The sequence below is a fragment of the Paenibacillus sp. JCM 10914 genome (assembly GCF_001315105.1).
Lineage (GTDB): Bacteria > Bacillota > Bacilli > Paenibacillales > Paenibacillaceae > Paenibacillus_AQ.
In genome coordinates this window covers 44,628-64,375 of record NZ_BAZR01000005.1, presented here as the reverse complement: position 1 = coordinate 64,375, position 19,748 = coordinate 44,628, and the positions used below count along the sequence as shown (strand labels likewise).

The window sequence follows — 19,748 nt, the reverse complement described above, 5'->3', positions numbered from 1 at the left end:
GTGATGAAATGATGACGCTTGTGACTGAATTAAGCCTTCGTCTTGCGCGAGTTCAGCCACAGCGGTACCCGAAAGACGATATTAATGAGCAGCGCAACGAAGATCAGCACGGCGGTCGTCTTCTGCGCGATCTCCTGGGCATCCGGCACAATCGCTTCCGATTGGACGTACCATAGATGCACGGCCAAGGTTCCACCCGGCGATAAAAGATTGAAATCCCACATCTCGCCCGAGGTGGATACACCCGCCGTCAGAATAATGACCGCGCTTTCCCCAAACGCCCGTCCAGCCGTCAGACAGATGCCGGTGATGATACCGTTCATCGCCACCGGCAGCAGCACGCGACGAATCGTCTGTAGATGGGTTGCCCCGAGCGCAAAGGAACCGTTCCGAAGCTGGGCCGGTACAGCCCTGATCGATTCCTCCGTCACTCGGGTCAGCACGGGCAGGTTGAGGAAGGCCAAGCTGATGCCGGCGCCCAGAATTGTAAGTCCGATTTCAAAAAACTCCACAAACAAAGCGATTCCAAACAATCCGAAGATGATGGACGGCACGGACGACAAGCCTTCTACGCATATGCGGACTACCTCGATCAGCTTGTTGTTCGGGGCGAACTCCGCCAAGTAGATGCCGGCGGCCATGCCAATCGGAATCGCGATAAGCAGCGAGATCAACAGTACATAGAAGGAATTGAAGAGTGCCGGTCCAATCCCGCCGCCTTCCTCGATCTCGCTCGGGAGCCCGTACAGGAAGCTCCAGCTTAACTGCGGCAATCCTTTCTCGAGCAGCAGGAACAACAGGCCGACGATGAATACAATAACAGCGACGCCTACACCCCATACCAACCCTGTAAAGACACGATCCAGCCAAACGGAAGCGCCTCTGCGTTTGCCAAATGAAAAAACGGGAAGCGTATCTACTTTCTTCTTCGCACTCATGAGTAGCGCCCCCCTCTCTTCTGGAGCGTTCTTACAGCTACAATCATCAGCAGCGAGATCGCCAGCAAAATAAAGCCCATCATATATAGGCCATAATTCCAGGTCGACTCGAATTCCACGCTTGAAATCTGCATGACGATGTTACTTGTCAGCACCGCCGTCGGTGTAAACAGGCTGTTCGGCAGCTGCGCGGTGTTGCCGATGACCATCACAACGGCCATCGTCTCGCCAATCGCGCGGGCCATGCCCAGAATCACAGCATATGTGATGCCGCTGCGCGCTGCTGGCAGCACAACGCGGATCACCGTCTGGAACCGATTCGTGCCGAGCGCATACGCAGCATCGCGATATTGGTTCGGCACAGCGGAGATGGCGTCATCGCTGATCCGGCTGATCGTCGGCAGCACCATGATCGTCAGGACGATCGATGCCGCGAGCAGACCGTCGGCCAGATCATGCCCGCTTATGTCTCGCAGCCAAGGGATAAGCAGGGTTAACCCCAGATAGCCATACACCACCGAAGGAATCCCAACCAGCAGGTCAAGCACGGGCCGCAGCAGATTTCGTAGCCATTTCGGCGTCATTTCCGCCAGGAATACGGCAATCGCGACGGAGATTGGAATCGAGATCAGCATCGTAAGGCTGGTTAGCGCGAGCGTACCGAGAATAAAGGTAAGCGCACCGTAGTGATCATTCTCCGGGTCCCAATTCGTGGAGAAGAAGAATTCGGTTAACGAAACGTTGGAGAAAGTCAGAATGCCCGTCTGGAGCATCAGGACCAAGATGCATAACAATACGAGGCACACGAATAAGGCGCTGCCGATGCAGACCCAGCGGAACAGCTGATTGGACCAGCGAAGACGCGCTTTGCGGTCGAACTTGGCTCCGGATACCTGGACGAAGCTTTGACCCGTGTCTGCCACTGCTTTATGGTCCTTGGATGGATTCATATCGATCATAGGGTTCTTCCTTTCACATGGAGAAGCCAGCTTTAGCGTCGCTGCGCTGTAGCTGGCTAACCCTTTCATGTTGAGACGAGCGGATACCGAATGCCCTGTTTATTTCACAGCAGAAAGCGGAATGAATTTCAGCTTCTTCAGGGAACCATTCTGGAATTTGCTGCTCTGGATATACTCGATGAACGCCTTGGTCGCACCGGTTGGCTGACCCTTGGTCATGTAGTAGCCGATGCCCCATACCTTATAGCTGCCGTTCAAGACGTTCTTCTCGGTTGGCGCCACACCGTTGATTGACAAAGCTTTCATCTTGCTGGTAACGTACGGAAGGTCAATATAACCAATGGCATTCGGCGTCGTCTCGATGCTTGTTTTCATATCGCCGCTGGAGCCGACCTCCTTGTAATTATCGCCTTTGTTCATGAACTCCTTGCCGTCCAGCGCTTTCTGTTGGAAGTTAACCCGTGTACCGGAACCGAACTTGCGGTTCACGACGACGATTTTGGCATCCGAGCCGCCAACTTCCTTCCAGTTCGTCACTTTGCCGGAGAAAATGTCCTGCAACTGCTTGGTTGTCAAGCTGCTTACTCCCACGTTCGGATTCACTACAGCGGCGAAGACCGTTACAGCCACCGGGTTGGCTACCAAACCATCGAATTTGTTGAAGCCCGGTACGTTCTTCGAAGCGTCCCAATCCACGGCCCCGATATCGGCGATGCCTTTGCGAACCGACTGCGGCCCGGTAATCGAACCGGCGGCGGAAGCGGAAATTTTAACCTTCGGATTCTCTTTCTTAAACTCGCTTGCAGCCTGAAGGGTCAACGGGAGCAAGGCCGAGGAACCGTTAATGACGATATTGCCTTTGAGATTACTCTTTGCTTCGGCTGAAGGCGCAGCAGTACTGATCAGGGAGACAGCCATCATGATCGCCGTCAGGGATTTCATCCATTTTTTCATCGTTTATATTCTCCTCTCAAATTAGGAAAGCTTCATCATATATAAATCAGTTAAGGAAAAGGTTCTTACTTCGTAACCGCTCTCCAGCTGTTGCCTGCATGGACCAAGACCCGGCCGTTCTCCACGATCGCGATTTGTGAGTCTGCAACGGCGATCGCCGAAACGTCAGCCGATACGGTGTACAGCTTCGTCTGTTTGCCCGTCAGGGTATCGATCGAATAAATCACGCTGTTGCTGTCGTCTTGGGCGGCCAGCACATACAGAATTCCGCCAGCCAGAAGCACTTGTTCCACATCGTAATCGGCGAAGACTCTCGAAGGCTTTTGCGATGCGTCGACGGACAAGAGCGTCGCTTGATCATCTGTGGACGGAATACTTACGTAGTACGCCTTCAGTCCATCTCTGGACCATACAAACACTTTGTCGTCTGAGGATGTCGTCAACTTTACGGCCTCCAGTTTCGATCCACCGATGTTAAACGAATAGATCTGTTGTTGATTGGAGGAAAAATCAATCGATACGTTATCCTCGTCGACATTCGTCGCATCCGAGGTGACGGTCCCGAGTGTCGTTACGGTATAGACGAACTTCTTCCCGTCTGCCGAGACGCTAAGGTTCTCCTTATAATCGACCTTGTCTTCCACAACCTTGGTAATCGTGCCCTCCGTTACGTCCAGCTTGGCGATAACCGATCCTTTATCCCCTTGCAAGAAATAAATGGCGCGGCTGTCCGCGGACCAGACCAGCTCCGGCTTAATGCTCGTATCCTTTGTAATCAGGCGGGATGCCTTACTCCTGAGATCCAGTACATACACTGCACCTTCCGCATCCGTGTAGGCTGCCTGTTCGCCGCTTCGTGACACGACCAGATCCGATCCGCCGCTTGTTGTCAGCAGCAGTTCAGACTTACCGCTCGTGGTATCGACCAGATAATCGGTTCTCCCCTGCTCGTCGCTACGGGACACAATCAGCTTGCCCGTACCTGCAAATCGAGGATTCTCAGCGTCTGCCAACAAGGGTATCGTGCTAATCTCCAGCACACCCGCACGCTTGCCAATCGTACCGCCAAGCAGAGATACGAACGGGCGCAATGCTATGTAACTCGTTCCGGTTATGACCGTGACTGGCTGAGCTAGAGTCGTTGTAACACCATCTGCCTTAATCTGCGAAGAGTTGTTCTTTAAGACGAGGGTATGACCGTTCAGTTTGACAGTAGTCACGCCTTTGGCTACTTCAGCCTGAGCACCGACCGCTTTGATCATATCGCGCACCGAAACGAGAGTCTCCCCTTGTTGGATGATCGAACGAATCGCTGCCTCGCTTCCGTTAATGCGGTACTTGGTTTGTTGTACTTGGACTGCAACTGATTTGGTTCCTGATGCAGAAACTGCCGGTGCGGCAGATACTGAACCGACGACCGAGGTAGTTAATACGGCTGCGACCGCTGTAACCATGAATGTTTTTTTCATCGACATGGAATTTGTCACCCTTCTCTTCGCTAATGGTAAAATATCTCATCTGATTGTTATTATAGGAGCGAATTGTAAACGGGAAATACTGGAATTGTAAATGCAGTGTCAATATTTTCATATCATTGCCTCCCCCAGCACATTGATCTGCAATTCGTGCAAATAAAAAAAGAGCCATCGGCATCTCTCCCGACAGCTCTTTTCACGCGTATATGTCATTTCACATCATAGCTAAGGTTATTTGAGTTGACCAAGTAAATTCAGTACAGCCTGTGCACTCTCCGCACGAGTCGTTGCTGCTCCAGGCGCAAATGTACCGTTCGTACGCCCCTTCATCAATCCGTGGGACAACGCGGCCTCCACTTCGCGAGCAGCCCATGCCGAAATCTGCTGCTTATCCTTCAGGCTCGGTATTGGTCCTGAAGCAGAAGCGTTCCCCTTCTGTTCATAAGCGCGGTTAAGCATGACGGCCAGCTCCTCCCGCGTAACTACAGCATGAGGCGCGAACGTATCCTCGCTTCTGCCTTTCACTAATCCGTGTTGATGAGCAGCGGCAACGGCGCTAGCGTACCAAGCCTCACTATCCACATCCTTGAACATGTGGCGATCACTAGTACCTTCCAGTTGCAGCGCACGTACAAGCATCGCAGCGAGCTGGGCACGGGTCAGCTTCAGATCCGGGCTGAATGCCTTATCGCTCGTCCCCTTCACGATGCCCTTGGCAGCAAGTTCCCTCACCGCTTGTTCTGCCCAATGGCCCGCAAGATCGGTAAATGGCGATGGATCCGGTTCCAGAGACGAATCGAGCTTAATCACGACACCCGTCAGAGGATCGAGCTTAATAGCGTTGGTAGTCAGCGTAAAGCCAGATGGCTCTTGCACCCCTGTCGTGCCGGCAACTTGATTATCTACCAATACCGTGCCACCTGTCAGGTCTACGTTCAGCGACAACGTTCTGGCTTGCTTATCGGCGTTAACCAAAACGTAGTAACTGCCGGTTCCGTCCGTGGATCGATTCTTATAGGCAATGACGAGATCCTGTTCTTTCACTTCCGGAATGGACAGAAGGGTCACGTTCGAATTCACGAGAGACTTGTCGCCCAAACGGAATGCATCGGATGACTTTCTTAACTCGATCAATCCGGTTGTATATTCGCGGGTCTTATTATTCTCAGGGAATTTCGTTTGGTTGGTCGCCTTCTCCCAATCGAACATATTGATCGCATCGGAGGAATCATAAGAGTCATGAACAAAATATCCAAAGGTCTTACCCGCAGCATCCTTTAATTCATGATACTTCTGCTCCGGCACGCCCGCGGCTTTCCATTGCTTTGTCCGGCCATACTCCTGACCCGCATGGAGGAACGCAGTTCCTTGCGAAGTTAAGGTAATCAGATTACCTAAACGAATCCGCTTATGAATCTCCAAGTCGTTGGCGGCAATCGATGGGTCCTTCTTAATCGACTGCGCGATGATATCGTACAGCGGCAGGTTGTCATGCGCTTCAATATACTGCACCATGTCGCCCGGATCATCTTCTTTGGTATTGCTTGGCTGTGCCTTAATATTGTTGAAAATGGTGTTGATATCGCGTGCTCCGCCTGTAATGAACCGCGGCTCGCCTTCGTGGCCGAAGCCGGACTTCAATTCGTTACGGAATTCGTCCGAGAATACCCCGACGTCATTTGTCTTATCCATCCAGTTCTGATCCGCCCCTTTACCCTCCAAGGAAGGATCGGACAGATGCCCGCCGAAGGTTACCCAGCCTTCGCCGATAAACAAGGCTTGCGGATTGATAGCCGCCGCCGCATCATATGCGTTCTGAACCGACTCATAGGTTGCATCGCCCATCATATCCCAGCGCATGCCGTCGATTTTGTATTCCTCGAACCAATATTTGACGGAATCCACCATCAGCTTCTCCGCCATCTTCCGGTTCGTGGCCAGATTGTTCCCAAAGCCGCCGATGAATTTGCCATTGGCATCCTGGAAGGCATAGTAGTTCGGTACGATGTCATTCAGCAAATCAGCCTTCGCCATATGGGTGTATACCACATCAAGGACAACGCCCATCTCCGCTTCATGAATCGCATGAATCATCGCCTTCAATTCCTGTATGCGCAGCTCCGGGTTTTTCGGATCTTCGGAATAGGCACCGTCAGGGGAGAAGTAATTGTGCGGGTCATAACCCCAGTTATATTCGTTATCCTTCGCCGAGTACTCCAGTTCCCGGTTCTTCATTGCTGCTTCATCACCGTAGTACCAAGCCATGACGGGCAGCAACTGGACATGGGTTACACCCAGTGATTTAATGTACTCCAACTTCTTCTCGAAAGCGGCGTACGAACCCCAGGTAGCGTTGTGCAGATCATCCTCGATCGAAGGATCGGAGGTGAAGTCGCGTACGTGAATCTCCCAGATGATCGCATCCTCCCGCTTTTCATAACCTGGGATGTCCGCGTAACCGAATCCGGAAGGATTCGTCTGGCTCAGATCAACGATCGCGGCCTTGCCGACCGTATCCCCGTCCGGACCTGGCTCTCCCTTCGTATTCACTCGGAATTCCGCCATTGATTTGGCGTACGGGTCCAGCACTTTTTTGGTAACACCGTCGTTGGTCACTTCGTATTGATAGAAGATTCCTCGAAAGTCGGAGATCCCCTGAGCGCCTGGTTTCAACTGAACCGACCAGACCCCCTTATCCCCTTGCTGCAAAGTAATTTTACCGATCCATTTCGTTGCATCATCCTTACTGTACAGATTCGCCGTTACGGCCGTAGCCGTAGGCGCCCACAACTTGAACTGCACGCCGCCGGCTTGATAGGTCGCGCCAAGATCATCACCATCGTAAGCATACAGTTCATCGATCATTCTCCAGCCCGAGGCGGCAGATACCGTCTTCCCGGCATAGGTAACCTCAAGCGGTAATTGCGATTGTGTGAATTTGGCTGACACTTCCACAGCTGTGTTTCCGTTTACTTTTACTCGATTTACGTTCACCTTATTGCCATCCTTATCCTTAATATGTAACTCGTTCTTTAATGCATCCGGCTCTAAACCGTCCGTCATCGTTAACCCTAACTGAAGCTTGCCAGGAGCCAATACTTCAGCGGACACCATGCCAGTCGCCACTTCGCCGAACGGGGATACATAAACCGTGTCGTCCCCTTGTTTGATAAAGAGATGTTGGTAGCGGTCCACCAAAGCGAACCCTTTGTCTCCTGCATCTTTGCCTTCGTCGCCTTTAGCCGGATCCAGTACGAGAAAGTTCAGCTTCTGCGCTCCCGCCTTTAACGGAATATCAACATAGGCGCCATAACGGCCAGCCTGCTTCGATTGAAACATCGTCGCACCCTGCGGCCAGTCCTGAGAAGGCGCTACGACGTCATCTCCCCATATCCACAGTCCGTATGAATCATATTGCTGATCCTGTCGCTCATAATAAATGCGTATCGTATCTGCCGGGAGCTTCGCCGGTTCGAAATGAAATACCCGGTCTGAGCCTTCCTGAAGCCATACTTCCTGCAACTCTGGAGAGATGAATGTTACATGCTTGTCGCCCCCGTCTTTCTCACCGCTAACACGGTCAACGACCACGATTCCCACTTTTGCGGCAGCGGCCTGCAGCGGAATGTCGACAAATGCTCCGTAGCTGTCCAGTTGTCCCTGCGGAAAGGATACGGCCCCTGCCGGCCAGTTCACGGACGGTGCCGCAACATCATCAAACATCCACAGTCCCATCGGGCTATAATTCGCATCCGAACGGTTGTAATGAACACGCAAATGATCTGCGGGAATCGGAGTATCCGCATTCGCCGTCGCTTGTGAATTCGCGGCGTTGGCATGTACCTCAACCGGGGGAATGCCGATCATAGATAAAATCAATGAAACCATGATCACGATGGACCACGTGCGTTTTGCAGCCAAGCTCATTGTGTAAGCCTCCTTTTTCTTTTGAAAATGGTGTAACTTTCTCGATGAGCAAACGATTGCGCAAATTGCCGCATGCTTAAGGTTTATCAAGCTAAGTCACGCATAATTCCAGGTGCGGAGTAGCTAAATATCTTATTTCAAGACATGGAGCAGCATGCCAAACATTTGAAAACGTTTGCATTCTTATTGTAGTATCGCTCATGATGAACGTCAATCCATAATAACTGATTTCCATCGAACTGAAAGCGTTTTATATCCTTGGTATTAGTCCATATTTCTCATATCAGCGGCAAAATGAACCCTGTGTACCATACAAGATTACTATCGATAATTGGTGTGTTGAAACGATAAAATGCGCAAACGTTTACGCAAGAGTAGTTTTCATATAAACAAGACGTTATTAATGCATAGGAGAATTATCCAAACATAAATAAAATAGAACTTATGGATGCCAATGCAGTAGTAAAAAGACCTGGATTTTTATTAAGAATTACTATAAAATGGAACTATAATTTGAAACTTAGTTTCATTAAATGAAACTAAAAGGAGGGGATTTTATATGACTTACAATTTCTATGGTCTTGACCACGTTCAACTGGCAGCCCCAGAAGGTTGCGAAACAGAGGCTCGGAATTTTTTCGATAACTTATTGGGTTGGACGGAGATTCCAAAACCTGAAATTCTAAAAAAACGTGGTGGCGTTTGGTTCCAATGCGGTAATCATCAAGTACACATCGGAGTACAAAAAGATTTTGTTCCCGCTACAAAGGCTCACCCGGCATTTCACGTACAGAACTTAGAAGAGTTGCGTGAATATCTGCATCACAGTAATGTTCATGTAATTGATGATGAAGCAAGAGCTGATGAAGGAGTAAGACGCTTCTATATAAACGACCCCTTTGGAAATCGACTTGAGTTTTTAGAATGGCTTTCATCATAAGCAAACAAGCTTATTTTCTTGTTTGAAAGTTCTTATCGTTGTAAAGTTTGGCTTTTTGCATGATTCCAGAAGCATGGCCTTTATTCAAGATTTCATTCGTATAAGGTATGAACATTAAAGCTCACCCTGGCATATGAAACACCGTCGATACCTAATGCTTGAATATCCAGATGGTTGTGGAGCATCTGCCCCTCAATATTCCACTCCAAGGACCATCCGTCCTCACCATCAACGTCATATCCCACAAGTTCACGCTCTTTGCCTACCTCCGTGCCTGTAGGAGAAGTCCAGAATAGCACCATATCCGCATGCTCAGCTTCCACTTGGATATGAATGGAACGAGTTTCTTTGGTAACTACCCACCATCCGGCTTCCTCTTTAGCATCTGTGGATACGTTATGGATTACAACAGGGAATTTGCTTATCTGTGGTGGGGATTCTGGTTATAGATTCATTTTCTTCGCTATGCCTGGCCCAAACTTTATGATTGCTTTCCCTACCACAATCCAATAACATTAAACATTATAATGATATAATGTTTATACCAAAATATCATGGATGCAGGGGGAGTTTCGGATGAAATTTCGTTTCGAGGGCGATGTAACGGATTTGATGCCCGGTATTCAAGCATTACTAACAGAGCTGGGCGTGGAATTAGCCGGGGATGGCATTCTCGTCCATGTCGGTCCATCGGAAGGCCCGCTTGTGGTAAGTCGAGAAGGCAATGCGGCAACCATTCGCTACGGAAGCAAGCACCAGTTCTTCCGGGGGTTAGGCCTACTTGTTCAGCATAGCCGCGAGCAAGATACTTTCCAGCTTGAAGAACAGCAGCAATTCGATCAGATCGGTCCGATGTTCGATCTGTCCCGCAATGCGGTCCTTACGGTAGACAGTTTCAAATCGATGCTTCGCAAGCTGGCCCTGATGGGGATGAATAGCGTGATGTTATATATGGAGGACACCTATGAGATCGAAGGTGAGCCATACTTCGGCTACATGCGTGGACGCTATACACAGGCTGAACTGATAGAGATCGATGATTACGCCGACCAATTCGGCATCGAGGCTTTTCCCAGCATTCAGACGCTGGCTCATTTAGAAGAATTCCTCAAGTGGGAACCCATTAAGCATTATCGCGATACCAAAGGCGCGCTGCTGGTCGGCAGCAAACGGACCGACTCGCTGATCGAGCACATGATCGAGGCAGCCAGCGCTCCGTTCCGCAGCAAAAAGATTCATATCGGCATGGACGAGGCCGAGGAGCTTGGACGCGGTAAATATCTCGACTCGAACGGATACCATAGCCGGTTTGATATCATGATCTCGCACCTGGATAAGGTGCTGGCTGCCGTCCGCAAACGAGGCCTGAAGCCGATGATGTGGAGCGATATGTTCCTCAAGCTCGCCGCTGGCGGAGGTGGGGATGCGGCTTATTACGATAAGGAAACCTCAATTCCAGAAGAGATGGCTCGCCGAATTCCGAAGGACGTCGACATGGTGTACTGGGATTACACGCACATGGAGCCGGGAGATTACGAGAAGCTCATTGCCAATCATCGTCCACTAGGCTGCAATCTGGTATTTGCAGGTGCCGTATGGATTTTCAATACGTTCGGCGTCAACTACGGCCTATCACTGAACGCTTCGAATGTCGCCCTGCAAGTATGCAAGCAGGAAGGGATTCGAGAGGTTTACGCCACGATGTGGGGCGACGACGGGAACGAAGGCAATCCATTCGCGGCGCTGCTCGGTCTGCAGCTGTATGCTGAGCATGCTTACTCGCAGCAACCGCCAACACAAGCGCAGCTGGCAGAGCGCGTGAAATTCTGCACCGGCATCGAGCTGGAGGCGTTCCTGCAATTGAAGGACTTGGATGAAATTCCGGGACAAGAGCCGAACAACGCCAAACAGAGCAATCCATCCAAGTTCCTGCTCTATCAGGATGTATTACTCGGAATGTTTGACAAACAGATTGAAGGGCTCGACCTGGCCAACCACTATGCGGAGCTGGAACAGCGGATACGTGATCATCGTAACCCAGACGCCGAACTGGACTATCTGTTTGAGATGCCGGAGAAGCTAAGCGCCGTGCTGAAGCGCAAGAGTGAGATCGGCATCGCCTTAAAAAGCGCTTATGATGCCCATGATCTCGATACGTTGAGACATATGGCCAAGAGCGTCCTGCCGGCCATCTCTCAAGCGGTCCAAGAGCTGCGGATCGCCCACCGCACGCAGTGGCACAAGATGTTTAAGCCCTTCGGCTGGGAAGTAATCGACATCCGCTTCGGCGGCGTCATTACCCGCCTGGATACGGCGTCGTTTCGCATTTTGGAGTTCGCAGAAGGACGGTTGGCCCGCATTGAAGAGTTAGAACAAGAACGACTCGTCTTTAGCACAACCAACCGCGACAACCACAAAGGCGTCGGCTGGTGCAGCCATTATTACCGCATGGCCTCGCCGAACGTATTCTATCATGTGCTGAATCCATTTTAAGCATCACGCAGAGCTGAAGTATAAAAGCGCAGCCCTCTATTCCCCAGCATCAATCAAGAATGTATAACTGGACCGCTATGTTGCTGGCATCATCTGATCATCCCAAAAAAGAGACCTGTCACAGGTCTCTTTTTACAATACAAATTCAGCTACTCCATCCGCTCCCACAGCGCATCAAAGGCTTCTTTATCCAATTGGAGAAACACCTCAGCGTTGCCGTACCGCACATACGGGCCGCTCTTAAACAGCCGCAGCTGTACTTGGGTCTCATCCTCCAGTTTCAGATGCAGGAATTTCTGTTCCTCCGCCCCTGTTTCATATATACCGGCTTCATATAACGCCTCGGCCGCAACCGGCTTCGCTTCATAGAGTGCTTGAACGAAAGCTTGCAGCGCTTCGTCCACCGCCAGTTCGTTCAACTGAACTTCCCCCATATTCCAGCTGTCAAAATCCTGCCAGTTCGCCGAGATCATTCGATCCAACAGCTTCAGCTTGCCGACAACGTCCTCGCCTGTATGCACCGTAATGCCATTCAGATGCTCATACAGTTCCGCGAAGATCTGGCCGTCGTGCTCCGCATACGACATAATCCGGAACTCCGTATCGTATCCCTGAACCGAATAGATATCCATCTCTCCGATCGTTGAGGCTAGCTCCGTATAATCGGAAGACGTGCTCCATTCCGTAATGCCGGACTTCGACCGTCCTAACTTCTCTCCTCTTAGCGCTTTGGCCGTCTCTGGTGATATCCCCGTCCCACTCTGGGTATAAATGTTGCCTTGATATACCACTAGTCCGATCATGCTCATGGAGACCCCGCTGTCGTCAGGGAGTTCAATCTTGGGTATCGTCACCGACTCGTGGTTGCCGGAGGTTGGTGGCGTTCCGTCCTCCCCGGAGACTTGGGGCTCGCCAATCGCCATTTGATCTTGGCCTGCTTGCTGGCTCCATACGAGCGAAATGACCAGTACCACACCGAGAACCACCGCCATGCTGACGGACGCCATCCCGATCCGGTCCCATCTTGAACGTGCTTGCTTGGTTACCTTTCGATTCATATCCTTCATCAGTCGTTCCTCCATTCCTTCATCAGGTTCTATGCGATTCATCAATTTCTTGTAATCGTTACGGTTCATGCCCATTCTTCCCCTTCCAAGTCCATCCGCAGCAGTTTCCGGCCGCGTTGAAGACGCATTTTCACAGCAGATTCACTGATCTGCAAGATGCCGGCGATCTCTCGCACGGAATAATCCTCGTAATAGAACAAGTGGATAACGGATTTATATTTGAACGGCAGGCTCATCACATGATCCATCAGCAAGCGTTCCGAAGCCTCTTCGAAATAGTCATCCATTTGCTCCAGCTTCGTTACCCGTCTGCGCCACAGACTGCCCTGCATGTTCTTGCAATGATTCGTGATCACGCGGATGAGCCAAGCCTTCTGATGCTCCTGATCACGGAAATCCGGCGATTTATGCATCCATTTGATGAATGTCTCTTGGAGAGCCTCTTCCACGTCCTGCTTGTTGCCAAGATAGACCATCGCTATTTTAAAAAGCATGCTGCCATATAATTCATATACTTCCCTCATATCTCCGCCCGGCCGGAGCGAATCAATTGACATCGCGGTTAGACCTCCTTTTACCCTTAACACCATTATGGACGTCGTTTGGTCACATTTGGGTACAAAAAAAGAGCTAACCCTGATGGGTTAGCCCGAATCCTGTTATAGTCTTACTTCACATACGTCAAAATCTCAATCGTACGGTTCAGCACCGCCGCGCTTTCGCCGCGGGTCGCATTCCCTTTTGGTACAAAGCGCTGCTGACCATCTCCGTTCACAATACCAAGTCCGCGCAGCGTATGCACCGCTTCCTTCGCCCATGAAGCGATGCGCTCTTCATCGGCAAAGCGTTCGGATGCCGAACTCCGATTGTCATAGCCCGCAAATTGCATGGCTTTGTATAACATGGACGCCATTTCTTCGCGGGTAATCGTCTGGCCCGGTCTAAACGTACCGTCCGCATATCCATTGACGATACCTGCTTGAACCGCTGCCTGAATCGTTCCTGCGTGCCAGTCGGTCGAGGCTACATCCTGGAAGGAAGCTGCTCCCGTAGTGGAAGACAGGCCCAGAGCACGCACTATAAGTGCCGTGAACTCTGCCCGAGTGACCGGAGCGTTCGGAACATATGCATGTTCCGAACGGCCGCTGACAATCATTTTGGCCGCAAGGGATTCCACGTCCTGCTTCGACCAATGCGATGCGATATCCTCGAATGTAACCGCATGTTGCAGCACCAGATACGTGCTGTTAGAGCGGCTATAAATATCTACTCCTTGTCCGTTCACCTTGAATGGAACCGGAGTATAGACATTTCCCGTTGGGCCATCCAGTCGTACCACTGCGAGACTAGATGTTCGTTCTGTAGGTTGAAGGCTGATCGTACGCTTCACGTAGGAGTTGAACGTATCCAGCGTCAGCGTCTTGCCATTGTCGGACTTCACAGTGACGGTATAGTTCACTGCCTGCAATGCACGATGGCCTTTGGACGCCGCTAGTTTAAGTGCCTCAGCATCCAGATGAATCTGAATCACAAGCTGAAGGCTGCTTGCATCTGCACCCGCCTGAGCTGCCAGCGCTTGCAGATTGACCGCATTCTGCGGAAGCTCATAGCTGCCGTATGGCGTTACTACCGCCAACACCCGCGCTTGATTCTGAGCAATCCATGCTCGGAGCGCTTCGTTGTCCAGCGTAATTGTTGAAGATTCGAATGGCTGCGTGCTGGTTACCTCTATTGTGACTCTTCCATTGGCAGGCTGCTTCAGAGCTTCCTTCATCGCTGCTCCGGTAACATCGCCTGTTGCTGCTCCATTCTCTACCTTTGCCTGTACCTTCACCTTACCCGGTTCAACAGGAATGGGGGTTCCTGGACCAGGATTGGAAGGAGTTGACGGATTGGTTGGCGGCGTGGACGGTCCTGGGCTACCTGGATTTTCCGGGTTGCCTGGGTTGCCTGGATTACCAGGGGTGCCCGGTTCCTCTGGAAGCGCTGCGCCCTTCAAATCGACGATTCGTCCTTCGACCGCTGAGGTTTCGCCTGTGATCGTTCCTACCTTTTTCACATAGTTCGAGAATACTTCATAGTCAGGGATATAGAGCAGATTCACACGCCCTTCACTATAGGCCTTCTCCAGCGGCGCATAGAAGTCTCCACCCTTTGCTGTGAAGGCATTGGTTGCAACCTCATACGACTTCGTAAGATCAAGAAGCTCATAACCGTTCTTGCCTTTCACCTGGATACGAAGCACACGCGAACCTTCCGGCTTCGTAGAATCATAGAAGAACTTCATGCCGGCGATGTGTGGGAAACGCCCGTCCTGGGCCGGTGTCTTGGAAACGCCGTTCTCCATTGCATCCTTGATTTCCTGTCCAGTCAACGTAATGGTGACTAGATCATTGTTAAACGGAAGCACGGTCATCACGTCACCCATGGTAATTGTACCAGCTTCAATCGGTTCACGGATTCCTCCCCCATTCTGAAGGGCGATGACCGCATTCGTTCCTGCTGCTTGCGCAGCATCCAGCATGCCGTCCGCAATCAGATTACCGAGATTGGTTTCTTTTGTCCGTACGTCGGCACGATCGCCGTTCAATCTCACTTCTGTCACGCCAACTTCGGTTTGCTTCAACTGCTCCACACCCGGCTTATACTTGGTGTTCAAAATATTCAGCGCTTCTGGATCCGGCTGGACCACATATTGATCATTGACCTTCTCATCGATAGAGATCAGATTACTGTCCCAGCTCTGAAGAACGCCTTCATCGTCAAATAGTACCTCGAGTCGGCCTAAAAACTGCCCCTTCTCACCTGTCTGCACAATTAATTTTGGCTCATTGTCAGTACGGTCTACAACAGCCTGATCCAGCTTGGTATGACTATGTCCGCCAACGATGATATCGATACCTTCTACTTGCTTGGCAAGTTTAACATCCTCATCATAACCGAGATGTGAGAGTACGATGATTTTGTTGATTCCTTCTAGCTGCAACATCGCTACCGTCTCTCTAGCTTTTTGCACCGCATGATCAAAGGTAACTAATCCTGGAGAAGCAATGTTAGCTGTGTCTTCCGTAGTGAGACCGATGAGACCGACCTGCTCACCATCTACTTCCATAATGATCGCAGGATATACGTTGCCCTTCAGTGGATCACGGGTAACCTCATCTTTAAATTTCCCGCGCAGTAATGGGTCAGCCGAGAAATTCACATTCGATGACACGAATGGAAATTCAGCTTGCTCAATAAAATCATTCAACACCTCGGAGCCCTTATCAAACTCATGATTACCGAAGGTCATCGCGTCATACTGAACCAGATTCATGAACTCCAGATCAGCTAGTCCTAAATATTGATTGAAATACAGCGTACCAGAGAATACGTCTCCAGCATCCACGAGCAGTGGATTGATTGCTGCGGCTTTAGCCTCCTTGATGGCAGTCACACGTCTGGCGATGTTATTCGGTGAGTTAACCGTGTCCAGATTGGCATGCGTATCATTGGTATGCAGAATCGTTAGCGGAAAGCCTTCTGCCGCCGACGGCTTCAGATCAATCTGAGCCAACACCGGATCGTGATCGGACACGCGTCCCTTGGAAACCGGGAAATCGGCATTCAAGTGCACCACGTCGATCTCAGATGCGGCGGTCAGATTTTTGCTGACCAGAATATGATCCAATACCTGCGAATTGCCGTCATACGTATAGGTGTATTGTTCTTCCAGCGGAAGCTCGTCAATCAGATTGTCCAGCTCGTTCCCTTTCAGGATCGAAGCCGTTTCGGTAAATTGAAAATCATTGAAATCGCCTAGCACGACCACGTTCGCATTCGGATTAGAAGTCACAACTTCTTTCACAAATCCGTTGACGACACCTGCGATCTGATGTCGCTGGAACTCACTCGATAACGCCGGTGGCTGTGCGATTCCGAACGGTGCTTGATCACCGGACTTGGAATTAAAATGATTCGCAATGACGATCACTTTCTCGCCATTAAACTCGAACTGTGCCGCCAGTGGTTTACGCGAAGCATTAAACGCTGGATGGGTCGGATCAATTCTGCCTGGATTGTAGGTTAATTGATCCTTGCTCGCGTCGTAAGCTACCGCTTCCGTAGCCGATCCCTTCTTGCCGTTCACGCTGTCCGATAATTGAACTCGGTCTGCGTTGTAGAGGTACCCGACGCGAATGTTGGCTCCCGGTGCACCGCCATCGTTATTATGAATAGGGGCAATGTCCGTGTAGCTGTAAGTTGGACCACCCTTAGCTTTAATGGCTTGAATTAGCGCCTGATAGCTTTCATCGGCAGCCGTTATTCCATCATTCTTCTCCCCGTTATTATCCTGCACTTCCACCAGCCGATAATATCCGGCGACTTGATATGATGGACCATCGACTCGGCTAGCTTATTGATTTTGGCTGCGCCTACTCCAGGGTAGAAGTTCTCAATATTGTAAGTAGCCACAAGCAGGCGCTCTTGATCTACTTCAATCGTAGATACTTCCTGTTGGAACGAACTGCTGTTGATGGCAGGCAGTCCGTCTTTAGGTGGAATTACTTTGAAGTTGCCGCTGTTGTAACCAATCACGCCGACTACATCATCTGCGAACACATCCCCGGTACTTACTTCTTGTCCCGGATTTCCATAAGCAATCAGCAGGCGCTGCGGATTATAATTGCGGTCTTCCTTCAATACCAACCCACCGGCTGGCGTAATCACATCGGGAACATGATTCTCCACACGTGTCGGAATATTGTACGTACCTGCGCTTGTCCAGTATGGGCTGATGATGGTCGGCTGCTCCAGTCTGACCAACATGCCCTCTAGTGATTCATAGAAATCGATCGCGTCTTCCTCCGGATCAAACAGCCCGAATTGGTCGTTGTCAATAATAGCCGAAGGAATTGGACGTCCGCCCTTGCCCAAAGTCACGGGCTCTGGCAGTTCCTCTGTCCCGAGCTTCTGGAAGGACTGAAGATTGATCTGGGTCGAAGTCAGGTTGCTTGCGCTTCCCTCGTTATATTCATCCACCGTACCGTTTACGGTGACCAGATCACCGATTTGAGGACGGTTGGGACTCGTAGTGTATACAAAGATTGCATCCGATGTGTTCGGGTTGTCATCAGGCTGCGGATCTTGGATATAGAATCCTTTGATGTTCCCGTTCGAGAAGGTATAACCGTATTGCGTAACGACGCCCTCGATGTTTTGAACGGTCTGCCCCTTGAACGGAGAAGTGTGCGTCTCGCCTTGAATGTCGGCAATTCGCGGTTGGTCCGTGATCGTATACTTGAATTCGTATACCTTGCTTACCTCTGCTCCCGATACCACGATCGCTTTGATCGTTACATCTTGATCAACGGAAATCGGAGTTGCATAAAGGGGACTGGAGTTTGTCGGATCGGATCCATCCAGCGTGTAATGGATATCTGCCCCTTGAGTCGGACTAGACAACTCTACCTTGCCGCCAGATATAATCGGGCCGCTCCCAGGGCTGGCAACGACGGAGAACATGTCCTCCACAATCGCTTCATTATTGAGCGGAATCAGCTGGTATACATTGCCGAACTGCTTAATGACCCCTGTAATCCGGCTGAAAGTGTTGCCGACCACAAGCTTCGGCAAGCTGGAATAAATGCTGAATTCCTGCCCGTTCTGTACCGCGGTATACTCACCAGGCTTGTTCATGGATTTGATTGTTACATCCTCCAGATAAACCAGCCTTGCTTCATACTCTTCTCCGTTAGCACTGCTCAAGTCGGCTCCTTCAATGCGGAGCGGCTGTGGCACACCTGCATTCTCCTGCACAACTTGACTCGGTAGCAACGGATGAGGTTTGATCTCTTCCAAATTGTTGTAAATTTCCATTATACCAGCTACGCTGACCTTGTCGCCGACCTTGGCGCTCAGCGGATAGTCATACAGTACGATACCGGCGTTATCATCTTGAATATAGATTTCTCTGCCTTCGATATGCGTAATGATACCTTCCGTCCACACATGTTCGCCTTTAAGCTTGAGACGAGCATCTGCAACAGGAACCGGGGCTAGCAGATCATAGTTAAACGAGGCCACCGGGCCATCGTCTACTCCATCTTGGGCCGCGTAAGCGTCAATGCGCGTTGGCTCCTGCAATACGATCGGGCCTGTTACAAGCTCATAACCCGTGTTTCCCCCGGATGTATACACATCCGCATAGACGGAAGCGCCCACACTAGCGTTACTAAGGTTAATCTCTGTGCCTGCCGGCCACGCATTCGGCTCAGGATTTGCCGTCACTCGTGCCAGGCCGTTAACTGGATTTACGGGTGTTGCTGGACTTGCACTGTTACGCGGATCCGGCTTCGTAACGATAAAATCGAGCGCATTATGATCCGTATCAAGACCACGGTCTGATTGACCAGTGGTCAATTCTTTGCGAATCGCTGCCGTGCCGTTGGACAAAGCCGCCGTCGGACTATTTTCATACTCTGATGCAGTGCCGTAGCCAATGAGATCGACACGCTGACCGGTGGAGCTGATCAGATCTACTTTTCCATTCGTAGCGCTAAGATTAATCGAATTCTTCAGATCATTCGTTGGCAGCGAAGCTCCATTGGTCCCTCCGGCTTGCTCAATCAAAAAATAAGAATAAGGCTGTATGATTCCTGTTAACTGCGTTTCGTTCTCTGGGTTAAATGTACCTGCTGCACTGGCATAACGCACCTTCCAGCCAGTCAGGTTAACCGGGTGGTTCGTAGGATTGAAGAGTTCGATAAAATCATTCTTGTATTCGGCTCCGCTATTCCCCCCACCTCCGTACACCTGGCTAATAACAACCTGGTCAGTTGAAGGGGAAGCCTCTGCTAATCTTGCAGGACCGAGTGGTACAATGATGCCTACAAGTATAACGATTGCCAGAAACAAACTTAGCAGCGGTTTGCCTCGATGTAATCGACTGCGCATTCCGATTTTCACTCCTCTATTCTATTGAATTAATGGACCTATTAACTATATATACC

General features: G+C 50.6%; 12 protein-coding genes. 2 read left to right on the top strand and 10 right to left on the bottom strand.

Features of this window, described 5'->3' with window-relative positions; all coding sequences use genetic code 11:
* Window positions 1–29: 29 nt before the first annotated feature.
* The 5 genes from pstA to JCM10914_RS08825 all read right to left on the bottom strand — a co-directional run bounded on the left by pstA (window position 30) and on the right by JCM10914_RS08825 (window position 8,253).
* The gene (gene pstA / locus JCM10914_RS08845; RefSeq protein ID WP_023959774.1) at window positions 30–938 is read right to left on the bottom strand and encodes a phosphate ABC transporter permease PstA; all 909 of its coding nucleotides are present in this window, start codon (window positions 936–938) and stop codon (window positions 30–32) included.
* Window positions 935–1,897: a phosphate ABC transporter permease subunit PstC gene (gene pstC / locus JCM10914_RS08840; protein ID WP_023959773.1), complete on the bottom strand. Its 963-nt coding sequence runs from the start codon at window positions 1,895–1,897 to the stop codon at window positions 935–937. The genes pstA and pstC overlap by 4 nt, the downstream gene beginning before the upstream one ends.
* Window positions 1,898–1,996: 99 nt before the next feature.
* Window positions 1,997–2,851 (bottom strand): phosphate ABC transporter substrate-binding protein, encoded by an 855-nt coding sequence (locus JCM10914_RS08835; RefSeq protein ID WP_023959772.1) that lies wholly within the window; start codon window positions 2,849–2,851, stop codon window positions 1,997–1,999.
* 65 nt (window positions 2,852–2,916) lie between these two features.
* Window positions 2,917–4,326 (bottom strand): stalk domain-containing protein, encoded by a 1,410-nt coding sequence (locus tag JCM10914_RS08830; RefSeq protein WP_023959771.1) that lies wholly within the window; start codon window positions 4,324–4,326, stop codon window positions 2,917–2,919.
* A gap of 231 nt (window positions 4,327–4,557) precedes the next feature.
* Window positions 4,558–8,253: a pullulanase gene (locus JCM10914_RS08825; RefSeq protein WP_023959770.1), complete on the bottom strand. Its 3,696-nt coding sequence runs from the start codon at window positions 8,251–8,253 to the stop codon at window positions 4,558–4,560.
* A 559-nt stretch (window positions 8,254–8,812) separates the two neighbouring features.
* On the opposite strand from JCM10914_RS08825, the gene JCM10914_RS08820 reads away from it, so the two are divergent.
* Window positions 8,813–9,193 (top strand): VOC family protein, encoded by a 381-nt coding sequence (locus tag JCM10914_RS08820; protein ID WP_023959769.1) that lies wholly within the window; start codon window positions 8,813–8,815, stop codon window positions 9,191–9,193.
* A 92-nt stretch (window positions 9,194–9,285) separates the two neighbouring features.
* Here the strand turns inward: JCM10914_RS08820 and JCM10914_RS08815 are convergent, their stop codons facing one another.
* The gene (locus JCM10914_RS08815; RefSeq protein ID WP_231638584.1) at window positions 9,286–9,495 is read right to left on the bottom strand and encodes a hypothetical protein; all 210 of its coding nucleotides are present in this window, start codon (window positions 9,493–9,495) and stop codon (window positions 9,286–9,288) included.
* 274 nt (window positions 9,496–9,769) lie between these two features.
* Between JCM10914_RS08815 and JCM10914_RS08810 the strand changes: the two genes are divergently transcribed.
* On the top strand, window positions 9,770–11,686 hold the full coding sequence (locus JCM10914_RS08810) for a beta-N-acetylhexosaminidase (protein ID WP_023959767.1): 1,917 nt from the start codon (window positions 9,770–9,772) through the stop codon (window positions 11,684–11,686).
* 149 nt (window positions 11,687–11,835) lie between these two features.
* Here JCM10914_RS08810 and JCM10914_RS08805 read toward each other — a convergent pair whose 3' ends face one another.
* The 4 genes from JCM10914_RS08805 to JCM10914_RS29210 form a co-directional block, all read right to left on the bottom strand.
* Window positions 11,836–12,822 (bottom strand): hypothetical protein, encoded by a 987-nt coding sequence (locus tag JCM10914_RS08805; protein ID WP_023959766.1) that lies wholly within the window; start codon window positions 12,820–12,822, stop codon window positions 11,836–11,838.
* Window positions 12,819–13,310: an RNA polymerase sigma factor gene (locus JCM10914_RS08800; RefSeq protein WP_023959765.1), complete on the bottom strand. Its 492-nt coding sequence runs from the start codon at window positions 13,308–13,310 to the stop codon at window positions 12,819–12,821. The genes JCM10914_RS08805 and JCM10914_RS08800 overlap by 4 nt, the downstream gene beginning before the upstream one ends.
* Before the next feature lie 110 nt (window positions 13,311–13,420).
* Window positions 13,421–17,101, bottom strand: a complete 3,681-nt coding sequence (locus tag JCM10914_RS29215; RefSeq protein WP_023959764.1) for a 5'-nucleotidase C-terminal domain-containing protein — start codon at window positions 17,099–17,101, stop codon at window positions 13,421–13,423.
* Window positions 17,059–19,692: a chitobiase/beta-hexosaminidase C-terminal domain-containing protein gene (locus tag JCM10914_RS29210; protein ID WP_023959763.1), complete on the bottom strand. Its 2,634-nt coding sequence runs from the start codon at window positions 19,690–19,692 to the stop codon at window positions 17,059–17,061. The genes JCM10914_RS29215 and JCM10914_RS29210 overlap by 43 nt, the downstream gene beginning before the upstream one ends.
* Window positions 19,693–19,748: the final 56 nt, after the last annotated feature.